At 68.8% G+C, this 14,981-nt stretch carries 15 protein-coding genes; 10 read left to right on the top strand and 5 right to left on the bottom strand.

From position 1 onward, the window contains the following. Nucleotides 1-15 precede the first annotated feature (15 nt). Entirely contained in the window at nt 16-483 is a 468-nt protein-coding gene (locus CCN33_RS03045; RefSeq protein ID WP_086690789.1) for an RDD family protein, read from the bottom strand. A 211-nt stretch (nt 484-694) separates the two neighbouring features. On the opposite strand from CCN33_RS03045, the gene glnA reads away from it, so the two are divergent. Together glnA and CCN33_RS32680 are read left to right on the top strand one after the other, a co-directional pair. Continuing rightward, nucleotides 695-2,104, top strand: coding sequence for a type I glutamate--ammonia ligase (gene glnA / locus CCN33_RS03040; RefSeq protein ID WP_030807690.1), 1,410 nt, complete (start codon nt 695-697; stop codon nt 2,102-2,104). Between the two features lie 961 nt (nt 2,105-3,065). Further along, a complete protein-coding gene (locus CCN33_RS32680) occupies nt 3,066-4,271 on the top strand; it encodes a hypothetical protein (protein ID WP_244173591.1) in 1,206 nt (401 codons plus the stop codon). A gap of 254 nt (nt 4,272-4,525) precedes the next feature. On the opposite strand, the gene CCN33_RS03025 is transcribed toward CCN33_RS32680, so the two are convergent. Beyond that, nucleotides 4,526-5,134, bottom strand: coding sequence for a hypothetical protein (locus CCN33_RS03025; RefSeq protein WP_140394456.1), 609 nt, complete (start codon nt 5,132-5,134; stop codon nt 4,526-4,528). A gap of 201 nt (nt 5,135-5,335) precedes the next feature. On the opposite strand from CCN33_RS03025, the gene CCN33_RS03020 reads away from it, so the two are divergent. Beyond that, nucleotides 5,336-6,168 (top strand): IS5 family transposase gene (locus tag CCN33_RS03020; protein ID WP_244173589.1). Its coding sequence is split into 2 segments (ribosomal slippage): nt 5,336-5,683 and nt 5,686-6,168, totalling 831 coding nucleotides; the frame shifts between segments, so codons are not numbered across the junction. Here the strand turns inward: CCN33_RS03020 and CCN33_RS31465 are convergent. After that, on the bottom strand, nt 6,138-6,536 hold the full coding sequence (locus tag CCN33_RS31465; RefSeq protein ID WP_140394455.1) for a hypothetical protein: 399 nt from the start codon (nt 6,534-6,536) through the stop codon (nt 6,138-6,140). The genes CCN33_RS03020 and CCN33_RS31465 overlap by 31 nt on opposite strands. A gap of 370 nt (nt 6,537-6,906) precedes the next feature. Between CCN33_RS31465 and CCN33_RS31460 the strand changes: the two genes are divergently transcribed. Further along, nucleotides 6,907-7,164, top strand: a complete 258-nt coding sequence (locus tag CCN33_RS31460; protein WP_140394454.1) for a hypothetical protein — start codon at nt 6,907-6,909, stop codon at nt 7,162-7,164. Between the two features lie 1,340 nt (nt 7,165-8,504). On the opposite strand, the gene CCN33_RS03005 is transcribed toward CCN33_RS31460, so the two are convergent. Continuing rightward, a complete protein-coding gene (locus tag CCN33_RS03005) occupies nt 8,505-9,497 on the bottom strand; it encodes an endonuclease/exonuclease/phosphatase family protein (RefSeq protein ID WP_086690791.1) in 993 nt (330 codons plus the stop codon). 90 nt (nt 9,498-9,587) lie between these two features. On the opposite strand from CCN33_RS03005, the gene CCN33_RS03000 reads away from it, so the two are divergent. Together CCN33_RS03000 and CCN33_RS02995 are read left to right on the top strand one after the other, a co-directional pair. Next, nucleotides 9,588-10,262 carry a response regulator transcription factor gene (locus CCN33_RS03000; RefSeq protein WP_086690781.1) on the top strand — a complete coding sequence of 225 codons (675 nt, stop codon included), beginning with the start codon at nt 9,588-9,590 and terminating at the stop codon, nt 10,260-10,262. Then, nucleotides 10,255-11,358, top strand: a complete 1,104-nt coding sequence (locus CCN33_RS02995) for a sensor histidine kinase (protein ID WP_086690778.1) — start codon at nt 10,255-10,257, stop codon at nt 11,356-11,358. The genes CCN33_RS03000 and CCN33_RS02995 overlap by 8 nt, the downstream gene beginning before the upstream one ends. A gap of 60 nt (nt 11,359-11,418) precedes the next feature. On the opposite strand, the gene CCN33_RS02990 is transcribed toward CCN33_RS02995, so the two are convergent. Then, the gene (locus tag CCN33_RS02990) at nt 11,419-11,664 is read right to left on the bottom strand and encodes a hypothetical protein (protein ID WP_086690776.1); all 246 of its coding nucleotides are present in this window, start codon (nt 11,662-11,664) and stop codon (nt 11,419-11,421) included. Nucleotides 11,665-11,937: 273 nt separating this feature from the next. Here CCN33_RS02990 and CCN33_RS02985 point away from each other — a divergent pair, with 273 nt between their 5' ends. From CCN33_RS02985 to pspAB, 4 genes are all read left to right on the top strand, one after another. Continuing rightward, the gene (locus tag CCN33_RS02985; RefSeq protein ID WP_086690773.1) at nt 11,938-12,198 is read left to right on the top strand and encodes an SCO2583/SCO2584 N-terminal domain-containing protein; all 261 of its coding nucleotides are present in this window, start codon (nt 11,938-11,940) and stop codon (nt 12,196-12,198) included. A gap of 274 nt (nt 12,199-12,472) precedes the next feature. Then, nucleotides 12,473-13,426: a hypothetical protein gene (locus CCN33_RS02980; RefSeq protein ID WP_341866560.1), complete on the top strand. Its 954-nt coding sequence runs from the start codon at nt 12,473-12,475 to the stop codon at nt 13,424-13,426. A 97-nt stretch (nt 13,427-13,523) separates the two neighbouring features. Continuing rightward, nucleotides 13,524-14,444: a zinc metalloprotease HtpX gene (gene htpX / locus CCN33_RS02975; RefSeq protein ID WP_086690769.1), complete on the top strand. Its 921-nt coding sequence runs from the start codon at nt 13,524-13,526 to the stop codon at nt 14,442-14,444. A 3-nt stretch (nt 14,445-14,447) separates the two neighbouring features. After that, on the top strand, nt 14,448-14,981 hold a 534-nt coding region (pspAB, locus tag CCN33_RS02970; protein ID WP_107483888.1), incomplete at its 3' end, for a PspA-associated protein PspAB.

The raw sequence follows: 14,981 nt of genomic DNA, 5'->3' as shown, positions 1-14,981 counted from the left end.
TCGGCGAGACATCCCCTAGATCCTGACCTCGACCGTCCGGGCGAGCCGGTCGTGCAGGCCGCGGCCGTCGCGGTCCCAGACCAGCGCGGGGACGGCCAGGCAGAGCAGGAAGGTGCGCAGCAGGGCGCGCAGCGGGTTGACGGTGCCGGTCTCCAGGGCGACCACGCGCAGCCCGAAGAGGCGCTTGCCCGGCGTGGAACCCAGGGTGCCCACGGTGAGCACACTCATCGCGAAGAAGACGAGCAGGGCCCAGTTGCTGGTGGCCGGGGAGTTGCCGTGGGTGATCAGGCCGTATGCGATCAGCACGCACAGCCCCCAGTCCACGGCGAGCGCGCCGAGCCGGCGACCCGGACGGGCGATCGAGTTCGGTCCGGTCTCCGGCAGGCCGAGCTGCTCGCCCCGGTACCCGAAGTCGGCGCCCGCTTCTTCCATGGCCGCCCTGGGCCCGGAGAGCCACGACCCCATCACTTCCCTGTTGTCCACCCGACCACGGTACTGCGCCCGCTTTCGGGCAGTACGCGCAGGGGTGGGTCGGGGCTACGGTGGAGGAGTGGCTGGTTAACTTCTGCGAAACAAACGAGTCACGCCCGAGAAATCACCCGTCCCTAGGGTCGGGACCAGCGTGTGCCACCGCACTGGCCGCACGAGACGATCTACCACCCCGGCGGGAACGGTCGGGAGTAGGAGGAGCTGGATGTTCCAGAACGCCGACGAGGCCAAGAAGTTCATCGCGGACGAGGACGTCAAGTTCGTCGACGTCAGGTTCTGCGACCTGCCGGGCGTCATGCAGCACTTCACCGTGCCCGTCGAGGCGTTCGACCCGGACGAGGAGCTGGCGTTCGACGGATCGTCGATCCGCGGCTTCCAGGCCATCCACGAGTCCGACATGGCGCTGCGCGCGGACCTGTCGACGTCCCGGGTGGACCCCTTCCGCCGCGACAAGACGCTGAACATCAACTTCTTCATCCACGACCCGATCACGGGCGAGCAGTACTCCCGTGACCCGCGCAACGTGGCGAAGAAGGCGGAGGCGTACCTCGCGTCCACCGGCATCGCCGACACCGCGTTCTTCGGCCCCGAGGCCGAGTTCTACGTGTTCGACAGCGTGCGCTTCAAGACCGCCGAGAACGAGGCGTTCTACCACATCGACTCCGAGGCGGGTGCCTGGAACACCGGCGCGCTCGAGGACAACCGGGGTTACAAGGTCCGCTACAAGGGCGGCTACTTCCCGGTCCCGCCGGTCGACCACTTCGCCGACCTGCGTGCCGAGATCTCCCTGGAGCTGGACAAGGCCGGCCTCAAGGTCGAGCGCCAGCACCACGAGGTGGGCACGGCCGGCCAGGCCGAGATCAACTACAAGTTCAACACGCTGCTCGCCGCCGCGGACGACCTCCAGCTCTTCAAGTACATCGTGAAGAACGTGGCCTGGCGCAACGGCAAGACCGCGACCTTCATGCCGAAGCCGATCTTCGGCGACAACGGCTCGGGCATGCACGTCCACCAGTCGCTGTGGTCGGGCGGCGCCCCGCTCTTCTACGACGAGGCCGGTTACGCGGGTCTGTCGGACATGGCGCGCTACTACATCGGCGGCATCCTCAAGCACGCGCCGTCGCTGCTGGCCTTCACCAACCCGACGGTGAACTCGTACCACCGCCTGGTGCCGGGCTTCGAGGCGCCGATCAACCTGGTGTACTCGCAGCGCAACCGCTCCGCGGCGATGCGTATCCCGATCACGGGCTCCAACCCGAAGGCCAAGCGCGTCGAGTTCCGCGCGCCGGACTCCTCGGGCAACCCGTACCTCGCCTTCTCCGCGCTGCTCCTGGCGGGCCTGGACGGCATCAAGAACAAGATCGAGCCGGCCGAGCCGATCGACAAGGACCTCTACGAGCTGGCCCCCGAGGAGCACGCGGGCGTCGCCCAGGTCCCCACCTCCCTCCCGGCCGTCCTCGACCGCCTCGAGGCCGACCACGACTTCCTCCTCCAGGGCGACGTCTTCACCCCGGACCTGATCGAGACGTGGATCGACTACAAGCGGACCAACGAGATCGCCCCGCTGCAGCTCCGCCCGCACCCGCACGAGTTCGAGCTGTACTACGACGTGTGATATCGCCCCAGGTCAGAGCGGGTTTCCGCTCCCCTGGGCCGTCTGTGGGCCGTCGGCCGTGTCCTTCCTCGCCGGAAGGGCACGGCCGACGGCCTGTTTCGGGGCCGGCACCGCGAACGATGGCCAGGGGCACGGCCGGGTTGTCGCTCAGATCGGCGTCTCGGCTCCGCCGGGGGCGGTGTCAGCATCCGGTGCGCTCAACGCAGCATCGATGGCCCGGCGGGCACGGTCCTGGCTGTTCGGCATGAGGTGCGTGTACGTCCGGAGCGTGAATCCCGGATCAGAGTGACCGAGGTACTCGGCCAGGGCCTTTGATGTTCTCCCCCGAGTCCAGCAACACCGAGGCGTAGTAGTGCCGTAAGGCGTGCACGCCGTGCTCACGCGACTACTGGAACCGCTCCCCCGGCGCCCGTTCCGAAATAACACCCGCAGCGATCAGCGCGGGCTTCCACAGGTACATGTTGAAGTAGTTCCTGTTCAGCGCCTTCCGCACTCGCGAGTAGAACAGCAGCTTCGCTGAAACCGGCGGGCCGTCCGGGGTCCTCCAGGGCAGAGTGACGTCGATAGGGGGGTCGGCGGGTGATGTACGTGGCGAGCGCATCCGACATGACGTCCGGCAGCGGCACGTCCCGTAGTTTGCCGCTCTTGGGCGGGGCGAACACCATCCGTGGACCGACCAACTTGATCAAGTGACTCGGCGCATCACAGCGGGCAACTAAACAGCGGCCTGCCGGACAGGCAGGTCGCTGTGGATGTACTCAATCGCGATGCGTGCCCCACCGCCCTGCGGCCACGTCCGCGCGCCTGAGGAAGCTTGACATGGCTGGCGAAAGCCGAGGGCGAGGGCGAGCCTGCTTCACGCCGGGTCCGATTGTCAGTGTCGTACCGCACCATAGACGGCGAACGCCAACCACGAGTTGGGAGGCGCAGACGTTCCCCGTAACAGAGGAGCAGATCTGACGTGCACAACAACCTGATCTATCTCACCGACGGACGGGGCAAAGTCGACGCTTCTAAGCTCAGCGAGATTGCCTGGGCGGGGCTCGTTGCCGACAACCGCGACTCTGTCCGCCGTCAGCTCGTGAAGTGCGCCTGGTGCTGGGATGAGGACCACGTCACCCACTGGATGAAAACCTACTACCGCAACGGCGGTGGACGGGTGATATCCCATCAGCCCGGGGAGAGCGCCGACCACCCCTACCAGGCATTGGTAAGCGACGAACACAAGGCGTACTGCGACCGCGTCGAACGCGTTGGCGTGGCTGAAGGGTTCCAAGCCCAGCGTGAGTCCCGTGCCGACGATGGCCGTACGCGTTCGGATGTGCTTCTCATAGGTGTTCGCCGCCTCTCCTACGAGATGCAGCACTCGCCGTTCAAGCCCGGCTATAGGGCAGGGGAACGGACGCGCCGGGCTCTCGCCGCCAAGCGGGATGCGGTTGCGTGGCACACGGATAGCTCCGTCATCGCTGACGGCGCCCGCGTCGCCATGCTTCGCTCCAACCAGGCCCGTCTACCCCAGATCGAAAATCCAAGATACGAAGTCCGCATCCTCGGTGGCTACCGAAAGGTTCTCGTTTGGGACTGCAGTAGCCGCGAGGGCCATCGGTGCCCCCTTGGCCGCTATGCCGGCTGCGGCGCCACCCACGTCGACTCGCAGCCCAGCGCCATCACTTTGGACGACTTCATCCGCCAGGCTCCTGCAGGACTGGTGTTGCCCGTGTGGCCGCTGGACCGTCTCGGCTTCTGGGCTACGCCTCAGGACTACCAGATCTGGGTGGACCACTTTGGTGAAGGCAGCCGCTCAGGCGGCACCGGGGTCGGACGTCGGCGCCAGTCGGAGCAGCAGGCTGATGGGCACTCGCGCCGGACCGCGGCCAAAGACCATGCCCCCGTCCTTCCGCAGCAGCGAACTTACCGGTCACAGGCTGTGCCCGACATCCCTGATGAACTAATCCACTTGGAACGATGGGCAATGGTGCAGCGGGCCAAGCTCGCCGGCCTCGACGGCGAAGCGTACGAGGCGCAATGGAAGGTGTGGCGCAGGGCAGCCGAGGACTTCCATGCGGCGGTCACCGAATACGCGACCCACGATGACGTGGGCATGTCGCGGTTTGAAGTTGAGCAGGCGGTGAAGAAGGCTGTGAGGCACTCAAAGGTGGAGAGCTGACGGACGCTACGCCTCTGCGTCTGGACCGGGCCGCCTGTGGTCCGTTCAAAGGGCGGCCCAGGGTGACCAACGATGACCAACGACGACTGCTCCGGCGCCTGCCAGCCCTGCATGGACGACGAGCCCGCTAGGTCGCTCAGGAGCATAGTCACTTGTTCACCCCGTCCGGAGCCATTCACGGCGCGTCAAGCTGCGGAGAAGGAGGGCACCATTGCCACCGCTCAGCCACCCCGTGGACAGCTCCTGCACGAAGCTCAGTCGGTGCCGACGAACCTGTCAATCGCGAGAACCATCGCTTCGCAGCTTTCCACGAACTCCCGCGCGGTAATGGGGGAGATCGCAGTTTGGTGAGCAGCGTCATTGCGTACTCGCCTCAGATCATCTACGAGCCTTACCCACTCACTCCCCCACCCCTTCTGTTCCAGTGCGCGCGCAAGTTCAATAGGGAAGGGCGGGCGATAGCTCACTCGAACATTGCTCATCAGAGAGCGCCAGCCCCCCTGGTCCGCGTAGAGCTGATCCACGGCAGCAAGGAGAGTGCGGTCGACGTGCAGCCAAGCTCCCATGACTGCGGCTTCAGGAGCGACAAGCGCGATTTCGCGGAAGGTGTCGAAGACAGAACGGTCGGCCCGTGATTGAGGTGTGGCCCCGGCTTCGCCAGGTTGCCCTTCTTGCGCCTCCACCGATTCCCGCAGGGCTCTTACTTCCTCAGCAAACTCAAGGCTCCCAGCGGGTGTCGAGAGGGACCGAGTGCGCGCTATGAGGCCAGATATGCTGACCCTATACTTCAACAGGACAAATAGGGCAACGCTCGGCCAGATGGCCACTTTGATGTAGTCCAGAACCAGTTTGGCGATCTCCACAGACGCATAATGCCGGGCAGCGCCGGTCCAGGCGGCCATTTCGCCGGGCGCGCTTCCCGGCTCCGCTCCGCGTAGGCTGCGCCGACGCACGCCCTGGTAGGGGTAGGCCGACGGCATGAGGTTAGAACACCCCGTGGCTGGGGCGGTCGGCTCCACGATTTAGAGGTCGTTTCTTATGGCAGGTGGTTTCGTTGACCGGTCGTGGTGAGTCTTGTAGAGCGTCTGGTGCCCGATGAGCTGTGGGAACTGTTTCGGCGGGTAGTACCGCCTACCGAAGTGACACGTCCGCAAGGTGGTGGTCGGCGCCGGGCTGGGGACCGTGAGGTGCTCGCCGCGATCGTGTTTGTGGCGACCTCGGGCTGCACTTGGCGGCAGCTCCCGCCGGTGTTCGGCCCGTGCTGGCAGACCGTCTACCGGCGCTTTGCTCAATGGAGCCAGGCCCGAGTGTGGGACCGGCTACATCGTGTTGTTCTTGATGAGCTGGGGTCTCGCGGAGAGCTCGACTGGTCGCGGTGTGCAATCGACTCGGTCAGCTTGCGGGCGGCAAAAGGGGGCCGCTGACCGGACCGAATCCGACCGACCGTGGCAAGAACGGGTCCAAGATCCACCTGGTCACAGACCGAAACGGTCTGCCGATCTCGATCGGCATCTCGGCCGCGAACCTGCACGACAGCCAGGATCTGGAGCCGTTGGTGAGGGGAATTCCTCCCATCCGCTCTCCACGGGGCCCGCGCCGGCGTCGCCCGGGCAGGCTGCATGCGGACAAGGGTTATGACTACGACCGCCTGCGGACTTGGCTCCGCTCCCGCGGCATCACGCCCCGCATCGCTCGCAAGGGCATCGAGAGCTCTCAGCGCCTGGGCCGCCATCGCTGGGTGGTCGAGCGCACGGTCTCGTGGCTGACCGGTTGCCGGCGTCTGCATCGCCGCTACGAACGAAAGCCCGAGCACTTTCTCGCCTTTGCCGGCATCGCCGCCACCCTTATCGTCCACCGTCGCCTGTCTCAGCTCGGGAAGACGGGTATGCCGTCCTGATCGATGTGCGGAGGGTCCGTCGGCGCTTGCCCCATCGCACGCCAGACCGCATGTGCCGCCGCGAACTTCACATCGCCGGGACCTGTATCTGCGGTGCGCTCGATGATTTGCGTGACGATCACCCGCACCCACGGCGTCGGGGAAGCAAGCCGCTTCAGGGCGTACCAGGCGCCTTCTGCCGCCTCCCGCTGTAGATCGTCGTCGTACGGGCACGGCCATGCATCAGGGCCGTAGACAGCACGCCGCCAGCCGAACGGGTCGTCCCCGAGCATGACAGCGGGTGCGTCGCAAGGAGTCACCTCGACGGTCACCTCGGCAAAGCGAGCCCATCGACTTGTCTGGCGCAGGAGTCGGAACGTCCCTTCCACGACAGAAGTATCCCGCAAAAGACGCCCCCTACGACCACCGGGGCAGTAGCCACCATGACTGCCTTCGACGAACCGTAAAGTGACCATAAGAAACGACCTCTTAGTCAGCCACTTTGGCGCTAGCTTCGAAGATCATGGCCCCAACGTCGTGCTTTAACAGGCAGGTCCACAGATTGCCCGACGCGCCAAGGCTCCGGTGCCACCTGCCGCAACCTCGCCATAGGAGCCCTGAGGCCGGCCGGGGTAAACAACATCGCCACCGCCCTGCGCCACAACGCCCGCAACCCCGAGCACCCGCTCGGACTACTCGGACTCACCTGAGTAGGAATCGCCTCGCCGCGCTCAAGCGCAGCGACATAGGGTGACACGGGTGAACAACATCCCGACCCGTGCATACCTGGAAGTGGTCCGCGATGGGGCCGGGCGCTGGGACACGCGATCGATCGACCTGGAACTCGGAAGGCGTGGCGCCCACATCGACACCGGCATCCTCGTCGACCTGCGCCATCTCGCAGATCAGCATCTGATTCAGGAAGATGACACCGAGCCGCGCGGGACCGGCCCCCGATGGCGCCTGACCGATCTCGGCGCGGCCTGGCTCGATCGCGCGGCATCACCCGAAAGCTAGCCGCTCCGAGGCACCCCGCCATCTGGCCACATGATCACAAATTGGACATCACGCAACTTCGCCGAAGTCCTGCCCGACGCGTCGGAAGCTTAAGAGGCCATGATCACTCGCGCCGAAGCAGCTCCGGCCAAAGTCGTTCCGCCGGCCTCGTGCTGAACGATTCCCCGGATTGCCGCGAAGTCCTTGCGGCTCGGACCTGGGCGAACATAAGATCTGTCACCGTCGTGTTATCTGCATGCCGAGACGTATGTGCGCTTCGGCTGACTAGGGGCAGGTGCATGGTTCTCGTAGATCCCGAAGCAGCCGCCTACTGGACGGGACGCCCCGCTAGCACTCTCCGCCGTTGGGCGCACGAGGGTCGCATTACGACCTACGGGTCTGGGCGAGGCCAGGTCAGGTACGACCTCATCGAACTCCCCACGGCATACCGCGACGAGTGGACCGGCGAGGTGACCGCAATGGGGGCGACTCCGCCCATGCCAGAGGCCCCACGAGGGCGAAAGCCTCTGCCGAATATCTAAAACGAACCCAGCGTGACGAGATGTTCGGCTACGCTGGCCGCGTTCTACGCGGTGTATGCCGCTGAGCCGTTCCGGACTGTCGGAGCGGCTCTTTTGCTGCCCAAACAGCCCTAGACATCGTGCGGACTCAACCCACTCAGGCCCGAGCACATCGCTCGGGCCTTTTTCATGCCCGGATTCACCGGGCTCGTCCATGTCCCCGGATTCTCCGGCCGGCCAGCGCCACGCCGCAGCGCGAGGTGCGAAAGGAAGCAATCATGGGTTCTTCCCTCACCTCTCCGCTGCTCAGCGCAGGCAGTTCGGCCGCAGCAGCAGTAAGCGGAGCTCCACCCTGGCTCATCGTCACACTGGCCGTGCTAACGCTGCTACCCGCGGCGATCAAGGAATGGCGGAGCTGGCGAATCGACCACCACAACAGAACCAAGGACCGGTGGACCGAAGATCGACGTCGGGAGCTGCACCGGTGCATAGACGAGGAGATAATCCAGCTTCCGGACGTATCAGCTCGCGTTGAGCTCTACCTGACACTTCTGGATAGAGCACAGGGAGAGGCCCCCAAGGACGATGCTCCTCAACCAGGCGAGGGGGCAGCCAACTCTCCATGACCGCCGTGAGCCGGGCCGTCTTGGGGCCGTCGAAGGGTGCTCAATGACGACCAACGCTGGCAACTACCGACAGCCAAGTCGCAGGTCGCAGCGTTGATCGATTAGGTGGCCTCAGGTCAGAGACCCCGCCCTTCACCTCTACGACGTGTGATCGTCGCCGCGTGACACCAGGCACCGCCCCCGTCTCCCTCGTGGAGGCGGGGGCGGTGTTGTTTCACCAGGTCAGGGTCGCCGCGGTCGGCAGGTGGTCGCTGCCTGTCGCGGGGAGGGTCCAGGAGCGGTCGGCCTCCATCCCCCGGTACAGGATCTGGTCGATGCGGGCCATCGGGAAGGCGGCCGGCCAGGTGAAGCCGAAGCCGGTGCCGGAGGTTCGCTGGGCCGAGTCCAGGCGGGCGCGGAGACCGTCGAAGGCGCGGTCGTCCCAGGTGCCGTTCAGGTCGGCCAGGAGGAGGACCCGGGGAGTGGGGTCGGCGGTGACGGCCTTGGTCAGGGCGGCGGCGCCGATGTCGCGGCTGGCGGTCCAGAAGCCGGTGCGGGGCATGAGGCGGACGGAGCCGAGGTGGGCCACGTAGACCGCCAGGGGGCCGTCCGGCGTGGTGACCGTGGTGTGCAGCGCCCGGTTCTCGGGGAGCTTCGCCGCGGCCGGCTTGGTGGCGGCCAGCGGGCCGTAGTTCATGATGTCAATGGGACGGGTGGCCGAGAGGGGGAACCTGCTCCACAGGCCGACGGTGCCGAGGACCCCGTGGTAGGGGTACTTCGGCGCCAGTGTCTTCCCGTACAACGGGGTTGCCCGCGGGGTCAGTTCCTCCAGGGCCAGGAGGTCGGCGCCAGAGGCGGCCAGGGTGTGGGCGGTGGCGGTCGGGCCGGGGTTGGCGGCGCCGACGTTGTGGGTGGCCACGGTGAGGCCGCCGCCCGGGCGGGACTTGTCGTGGAGCAGGCCGCCGAAGAGGGTCGTCCAGACCACGGCCGGCAGCAGGAGCGCGGTCACGGCGGCCGGGGAGCGGCGCAGGCACGCGACGGCCAGGAGCACCGGGATGAACACGCCGAGCCACGGCAGGACGTTCTCCACCAGGCTCCCCAGGCCCGCGTGATCCGGGATCGTCGCGTGCAGCGGCAGGACCAGGCCGAGCAGCAGCGCCAGTGCCGTGAGCACCGGGCCGCGCTTCCAGGGCTCCGGGCGGGCACAGGCGCGGAGCGCGTTTCGCATCATGCGCCCAGCGAAGACGGCGTGATGTTGCGGGGGCGTATGCGGTTTCCGATACGCGGACGATACGCGGCACCTCGTAGCCTCGACGGCATGCGTGTGCTGATCGTCGAGGACGAGCCCTATCTGGCGGAGGCCGTCCGGGACGGGCTGCGCCTGGAAGCGATCGCGGCGGACATCGCGGGCGACGGGGACACCGCGCTGGAACTGCTGGGGATCAACGCGTACGACATCGCCGTGCTCGACCGGGACATCCCCGGTCCCTCCGGCGACGAGGTCGCGCGGCGGATCGTCGCCTCCGGCAGCGGGATGCCGATCCTCATGCTCACCGCCGCCGACCGGCTGGACGACAAGGCGTCCGGCTTCGGGCTCGGCGCGGACGACTACCTCACCAAACCCTTCGACCTGCGCGAACTCGTGCTCAGGCTGAGGGCGCTGGACCGCAGACGGGCTCATCACCGGCCGCCCGTACGGGAGATCGCGGGGCTGCGGCTCGACCCCTTCCGCAGGGAGGTCCAGCGGGACGGGCGCCCTGTCGCGCTGACCAGGAAGCAGTTCGCGGTGCTGGAGGTGCTGGTCGCCGCCGAGGGCGGGGTGGTCGGTGCGGAGGAACTCCTGGAGCGGGCGTGGGACGCGAACGCCGACCCGTTCACCAACGCCGTACGCATCACCGTCTCCGCCCTGCGCAAACGGCTCGGCGAGCCCTGGCTCATCGCCACCGTGCCGGGGGTCGGGTACCGCATCGACGCCGGGAGCGGGCGTGGATAGGGCGCCGGGGCCGAGCGTCCGCCTCCGGCTCACCCTCAGCTACGCCGGGTTCCTCATGCTCGCGGGCGCCCTGCTGCTCGCCGCGGTGTGGCTGTTCCTGCTGCGGTACGTGCCCGAGCGGGCGCTCGTCGTGCCCTCGGGCACGCCGGTCAGGTACGACGTCTTCCCGGTCCGCTCCAACCTGCTCCGCGTCTTCGCGCCCCGCGCGGCCGGGGTACTGGCGTTCCTGCTGGCCTTCGGCCTGGCCGGCGGGTGGTTCCTGGCGGGCCGCATGCTGGCGCCGCTGACCCGCGTCACGGAGGCGACCCGCAAGGCCGCGAACGGTTCTCTCTCGCACCGCATCCGGCTGCCGGGGCGCGGGGACGAGTTCCGCGAGCTGGCCGACGCCTTCGACACGATGCTGGCCCGGCTCGACGCGCACGTGGCCGAGCAGCGGCGCTTCGCGGCCAACGCCTCGCACGAGCTGCGCACCCCGCTGGCGATCTCCAAGGCCCTGCTGGAGGTGGCCCGCGCCGACCCGGACCGCGACACCGTCGGACTCCTCGACCGCCTCCACGCCGTCAACGCCCGTGCGATCGACCTCACCGAGGCGCTGCTCCTGGTCAGCCGGGCCGGGCAGGGGTCCTTCGAGCGGGAGGACGTCGACCTGTCCCTGCTGGCGGAGGAGGCCACGGAGACGCTGCTGCCGCTCGCGGAGAAGCACGGCATCACCCTCGCGACCTCGGGCGAGTTCGCGCTCACGGCGGGCTCGGAGGCGCTGCTGCTCCAGCTCGTCATGAACCTCGTACACAATGCGATCGTGCACAACGCGCCTCGCCGGGGCCGGGTGTGGGTCCGGACGGCCGTCCTCCCCGACGGCGTGACGCTCACCGTGGAGAACACCGGTGAGCACCTCTCCCCCGAGCTCGCCGCGACGCTCACCGAGCCGTTCCGGCGCGGTACCGAGCGTGTGCACACCGACCACGCGGGGGCCGGGCTCGGCCTGGCGATCGTGAAGACCATCACCCACGCGCACGACGGCACCCTGACGCTCACTCCGCGCCCCTCGGGCGGGCTCCGCATCACGGTGGGGATGCCGGTGAGCGGCGCCGGGTGACGCGGAGGGCCGCCACCCCGGTCGGGGTGGCGGCCCTCTGAGGTCACTGCGTCGTGCTCGTCAGGGGACGACGATCACCACGACGCCGCCGTTGTTGTAGCCGTACCCGGGGCCGAAGCCGTTGTTGAAGCCGTAGCCGGGACCGTAGCCGTAGCCGCAGTTGCCCCACCAGCCGCAGCCGCGATTGGTCGGTACCTGGGCCGTGGTGGCCGAGGCCGTGCCGGTGGTGGCGATGGCTCCGCCTGCTGCCAGGAGGAGACCGGCGGCGGATGCCGCGACAAGGCGCTTGGCGCGGTGTGCATTCATGGACGTACCTTCCTTCCACCCCGCGTGCAATGCGACACTGCACGGTTCGGATGGCCGCGCACTCGGAGTGGGAGTCCGCGCGGTCGGTGGGCTGGCCGCCTCGGGTCGGCCGGGACGACGCCGCAGCGCGTCCCGCTCTGCGGCACTCTCCCGATGCTAGGTGAGCACCCCGGGGTCGGCATCCGGAGCCGGGAGCGGTGCAACCATTTCCGCCGCTCGCGCTTCCTACTCTCGGGGGATCATGGACCCCGTCTCCGGGAAGGGTTGCGTGACATGGCCGAGCAGGACGACTGGCAGCGGGAGTTCGACATCGGATGGGCCGACTCCGCCGAACACAAGGAGCCCTCGGCCCGGGCCCGCATGCTCGCGGCCCGCTGGAAGGACAATCCCCCGGCCCCGCTGCCCTTCCGCGCCGATCCGACCCCGGTCCGCGGCTCCCGCCGCAGCTCGTGGGTGTCGACGGTGGTGGTGCTGGGATGTGTGGCGGCGGTGATCCTGCTGCTGGGGTGGGCGCAGATGAGGTCGCCCTATTAACGGCCGGGACCCGGCTCAGTGGCTGGAGCTGGACTGGCGGGCGCGGGCCGACTGGGGGCCGGAGCAGCAGGGTGAGCGCCGTACGCCGCTCAGCGCCCTGTGCCACCGCGACGGCCGGGTCCGGTACCGGGCGCTGGCCGAGGCCGTCGGGCACCCGGAGCTGTTCCCGCTGGTCGTCGTACGGTGTGCCGACTGGGTCGAGCCGGTACGAAGCCGCGCCCGCGACCTGCTCGCCGAGGTCCTCGACGCCGGGACGGCGGTGACCCTCGCCCCGATGATCCTCCGCGTCGCCGACCGGTACCGGGGTGACCACGCCCTCGCCCTGCTCGACGGCGTACTCCGCCAGGCACCCCGCGAGCGGCTGGCCCCCCTGCTGGTGTGCGGCGACCGCGCGGTACGCCGGTTCGCGTACCGCATGGCCGTCGAGGAGGGCAGCCTCTCCCCCGTGGAGCTGGCCCGCGCCGCCGCCGAGGACGACGACGCGGTGATCCAGGGCCGGTGCGCCGAGGCCGCGGTGGTTGAGGGCGCCCGTGCGGAGGTGCTGGAGATCCTGCTCGGCGGCCGGAATCCGCAGGCCAGGTCGGCCGGGGTGACCGCGCTGCGTCGGCTCGGGCGCCCGGAGCGGGCCGTGGAGTTCCTGGCCGACCGCTCGGCCCTGGTGCGGGCCTGCGCGCGGTACGTCGTACGGCAGCACGGCATCGACCCGCTGCCCTGGTACCGGGCGCGCTGCGCGGACCCGGACGTACCACCGGGCGCCGCGATCGGGCTCGCGGAGTGCGGTGAGCGGGCGGACGCGCCCCTGCTCTGGGCGCTGCTGGCGCACCCGGCGCCGGGCGTACGGGCGCGGGCGGTGGCCGGGTTGCGGACGCTCGACGTGACGGACGTACGCCGGCTGCGGCCGCTGCTGGACGATCCGGCGCCCGGTGTGGTCGGCGAGGCCACGCTCGCCCTGCGGCCGTCGGCCCGCGCGCTGCCCGAGGAGTGGTTGCTGTCCCGGCTCGACCCCGGGCGGCCCCGCTGGGAGCGGGTGTCGGCGTGGCGGCTGCTCGACGCACACGGTGATGTCGTACGGCTCCGGGCGGCCGTGCCGCTGCTCGGTGACGCGGACGCAGGGCTGCGGACATGGGCCGACCATGCCGTCCGGCGGTTCGTGCGCCGGGAGCCCCGCCTGGGGTGGAGCCCGGAGGTCGTGGAGCTGCTCGACCGGGCCGGGGCGGTGGGCCGGTGAAGCGGGGCAAGCCTTTGCCACCGGCGGCCACCGGCATGGGCGGCGCCGGGTGCACACTGGATCTGCGGGGGAGAGGCCGAGTGTGGGGTGATGCGCGATGCGGAGCCGATTTCGCAGCGACCGCCGGCTGACCGTGCGGATGACGGTCACCATGTTTCTGCTGGGGCTGCTGTACGTGGCGTTCGTCGCCGCCCTGATCGTGCTGCTGAAGTCGTGGGTCCTGGTCGCGGTGCTGGTGGCCGTGATGTTCGTGGCCCAGTTCTGGTTCTCCGACAGGATCGCCATGTTCGCGATGCGCGGGCATGTGGTGGAGCGGGAGCAGTATCCCGAGCTGCACGCGGTGGTGGACCGGCTGTGCGCGATCGCGGACATGCCGAAGCCGGTGATCGCCGTGTCCGAGCTGGACATGCCGAACGCGTTCGCCACCGGCCGGAACCCCGATCACGCGGTGGTCTGTGTGACCACCGGCCTGCTGCGGCGGCTGGAGCCTGCCGAGCTGGAGGGCGTGCTGGCGCACGAGCTGTCGCACGTGGCGCACAAGGACGTCGCCGTGATCACGATCGCGTCGTTCCTGGGTGTGATCGCCGGGCTGATCGTCCGGTTCATGTTCTACTCGCAGCTCTTCGGCGGTGGCCGGCGCGACCAGAACACCGCCGCGATCTTCGCCGCGGTGATCGGGGTCTCGGCGGCGGTGTACGCGATCAGCTTCCTGCTGATCCGGGCGCTGTCCCGGTACCGCGAGCTGGCCGCCGACCGCGCGGCGGCGCATCTGACCGGCCGCCCCTCGGCGCTGGCGTCGGCGCTGACGAAGGTGTCCGGCGAGATCGCCCGTATCCCGACCAAGGATCTGCGCACCGCGCAGGCGTTCAACGCGTTCTACTTCACCCCCGCGACCGGCAAGGAGCCGGGCATCGAGCGGATCTTCTCCACCCACCCGCCCCTGGAGCAGCGGCTCGCCCAGCTGGGCCGGATCTCCGCGGAGCTGGGCGAGGCCGCCGCCCCTGAGAAGACGGGCTGACCATTGGGTCTGCTGGACATCCTGCTGGGGCGTACGAAGCCGGTGACGCCCGATCTCGATCAGCTCTTCGCGCTGCCCTCGGCGGCGATCACCCTCCAGGCGGCGGCCGGGTTCACCCCGACCGGCGCGGGCGCGGTGTGCTTCGCCACGGTGGAGGGCGCCGCGTTCGAGCAGACGCACCGGGAGGTACGGGCGCTGCTGGACGCCGACGCCGGGCGAGAGGGGCCCCCGGTGGAGCTGACCCAGGACGACTACGGGTACTCCTGGCTCAGCTCCCACCGCTCCCCCGAGCAGCTCCCCGAGCTGGTGAACGACCTCCACGCGGTGAACAGCTCGCTGGAGGCCAACGGTTTCGGCCCCCAACTGCTGTGCTCGCTCGCCGCTTTCGAGCGGGCGGACCAGGACGACGACCGCCGGCTGGCGCTCGTGTACCTCTACAAGCGAGGCACCTTCTACCCGCTGTGCACCCGCCCCGGCCACCAGCGCCGGGACAACGCCCTGGAGCTTCAGGTGGCGTCGGCGCTGGTGGCCGGGGCG

Origin of the sequence: Streptomyces recifensis (assembly GCF_002154615.1) — a bacterium.
GTDB lineage: Bacteria > Actinomycetota > Actinomycetes > Streptomycetales > Streptomycetaceae > Streptomyces > Streptomyces griseoluteus.
Note: the sequence above shows the minus strand (reverse complement) of the source record. Positions and strands in the feature narration are given on the sequence as shown.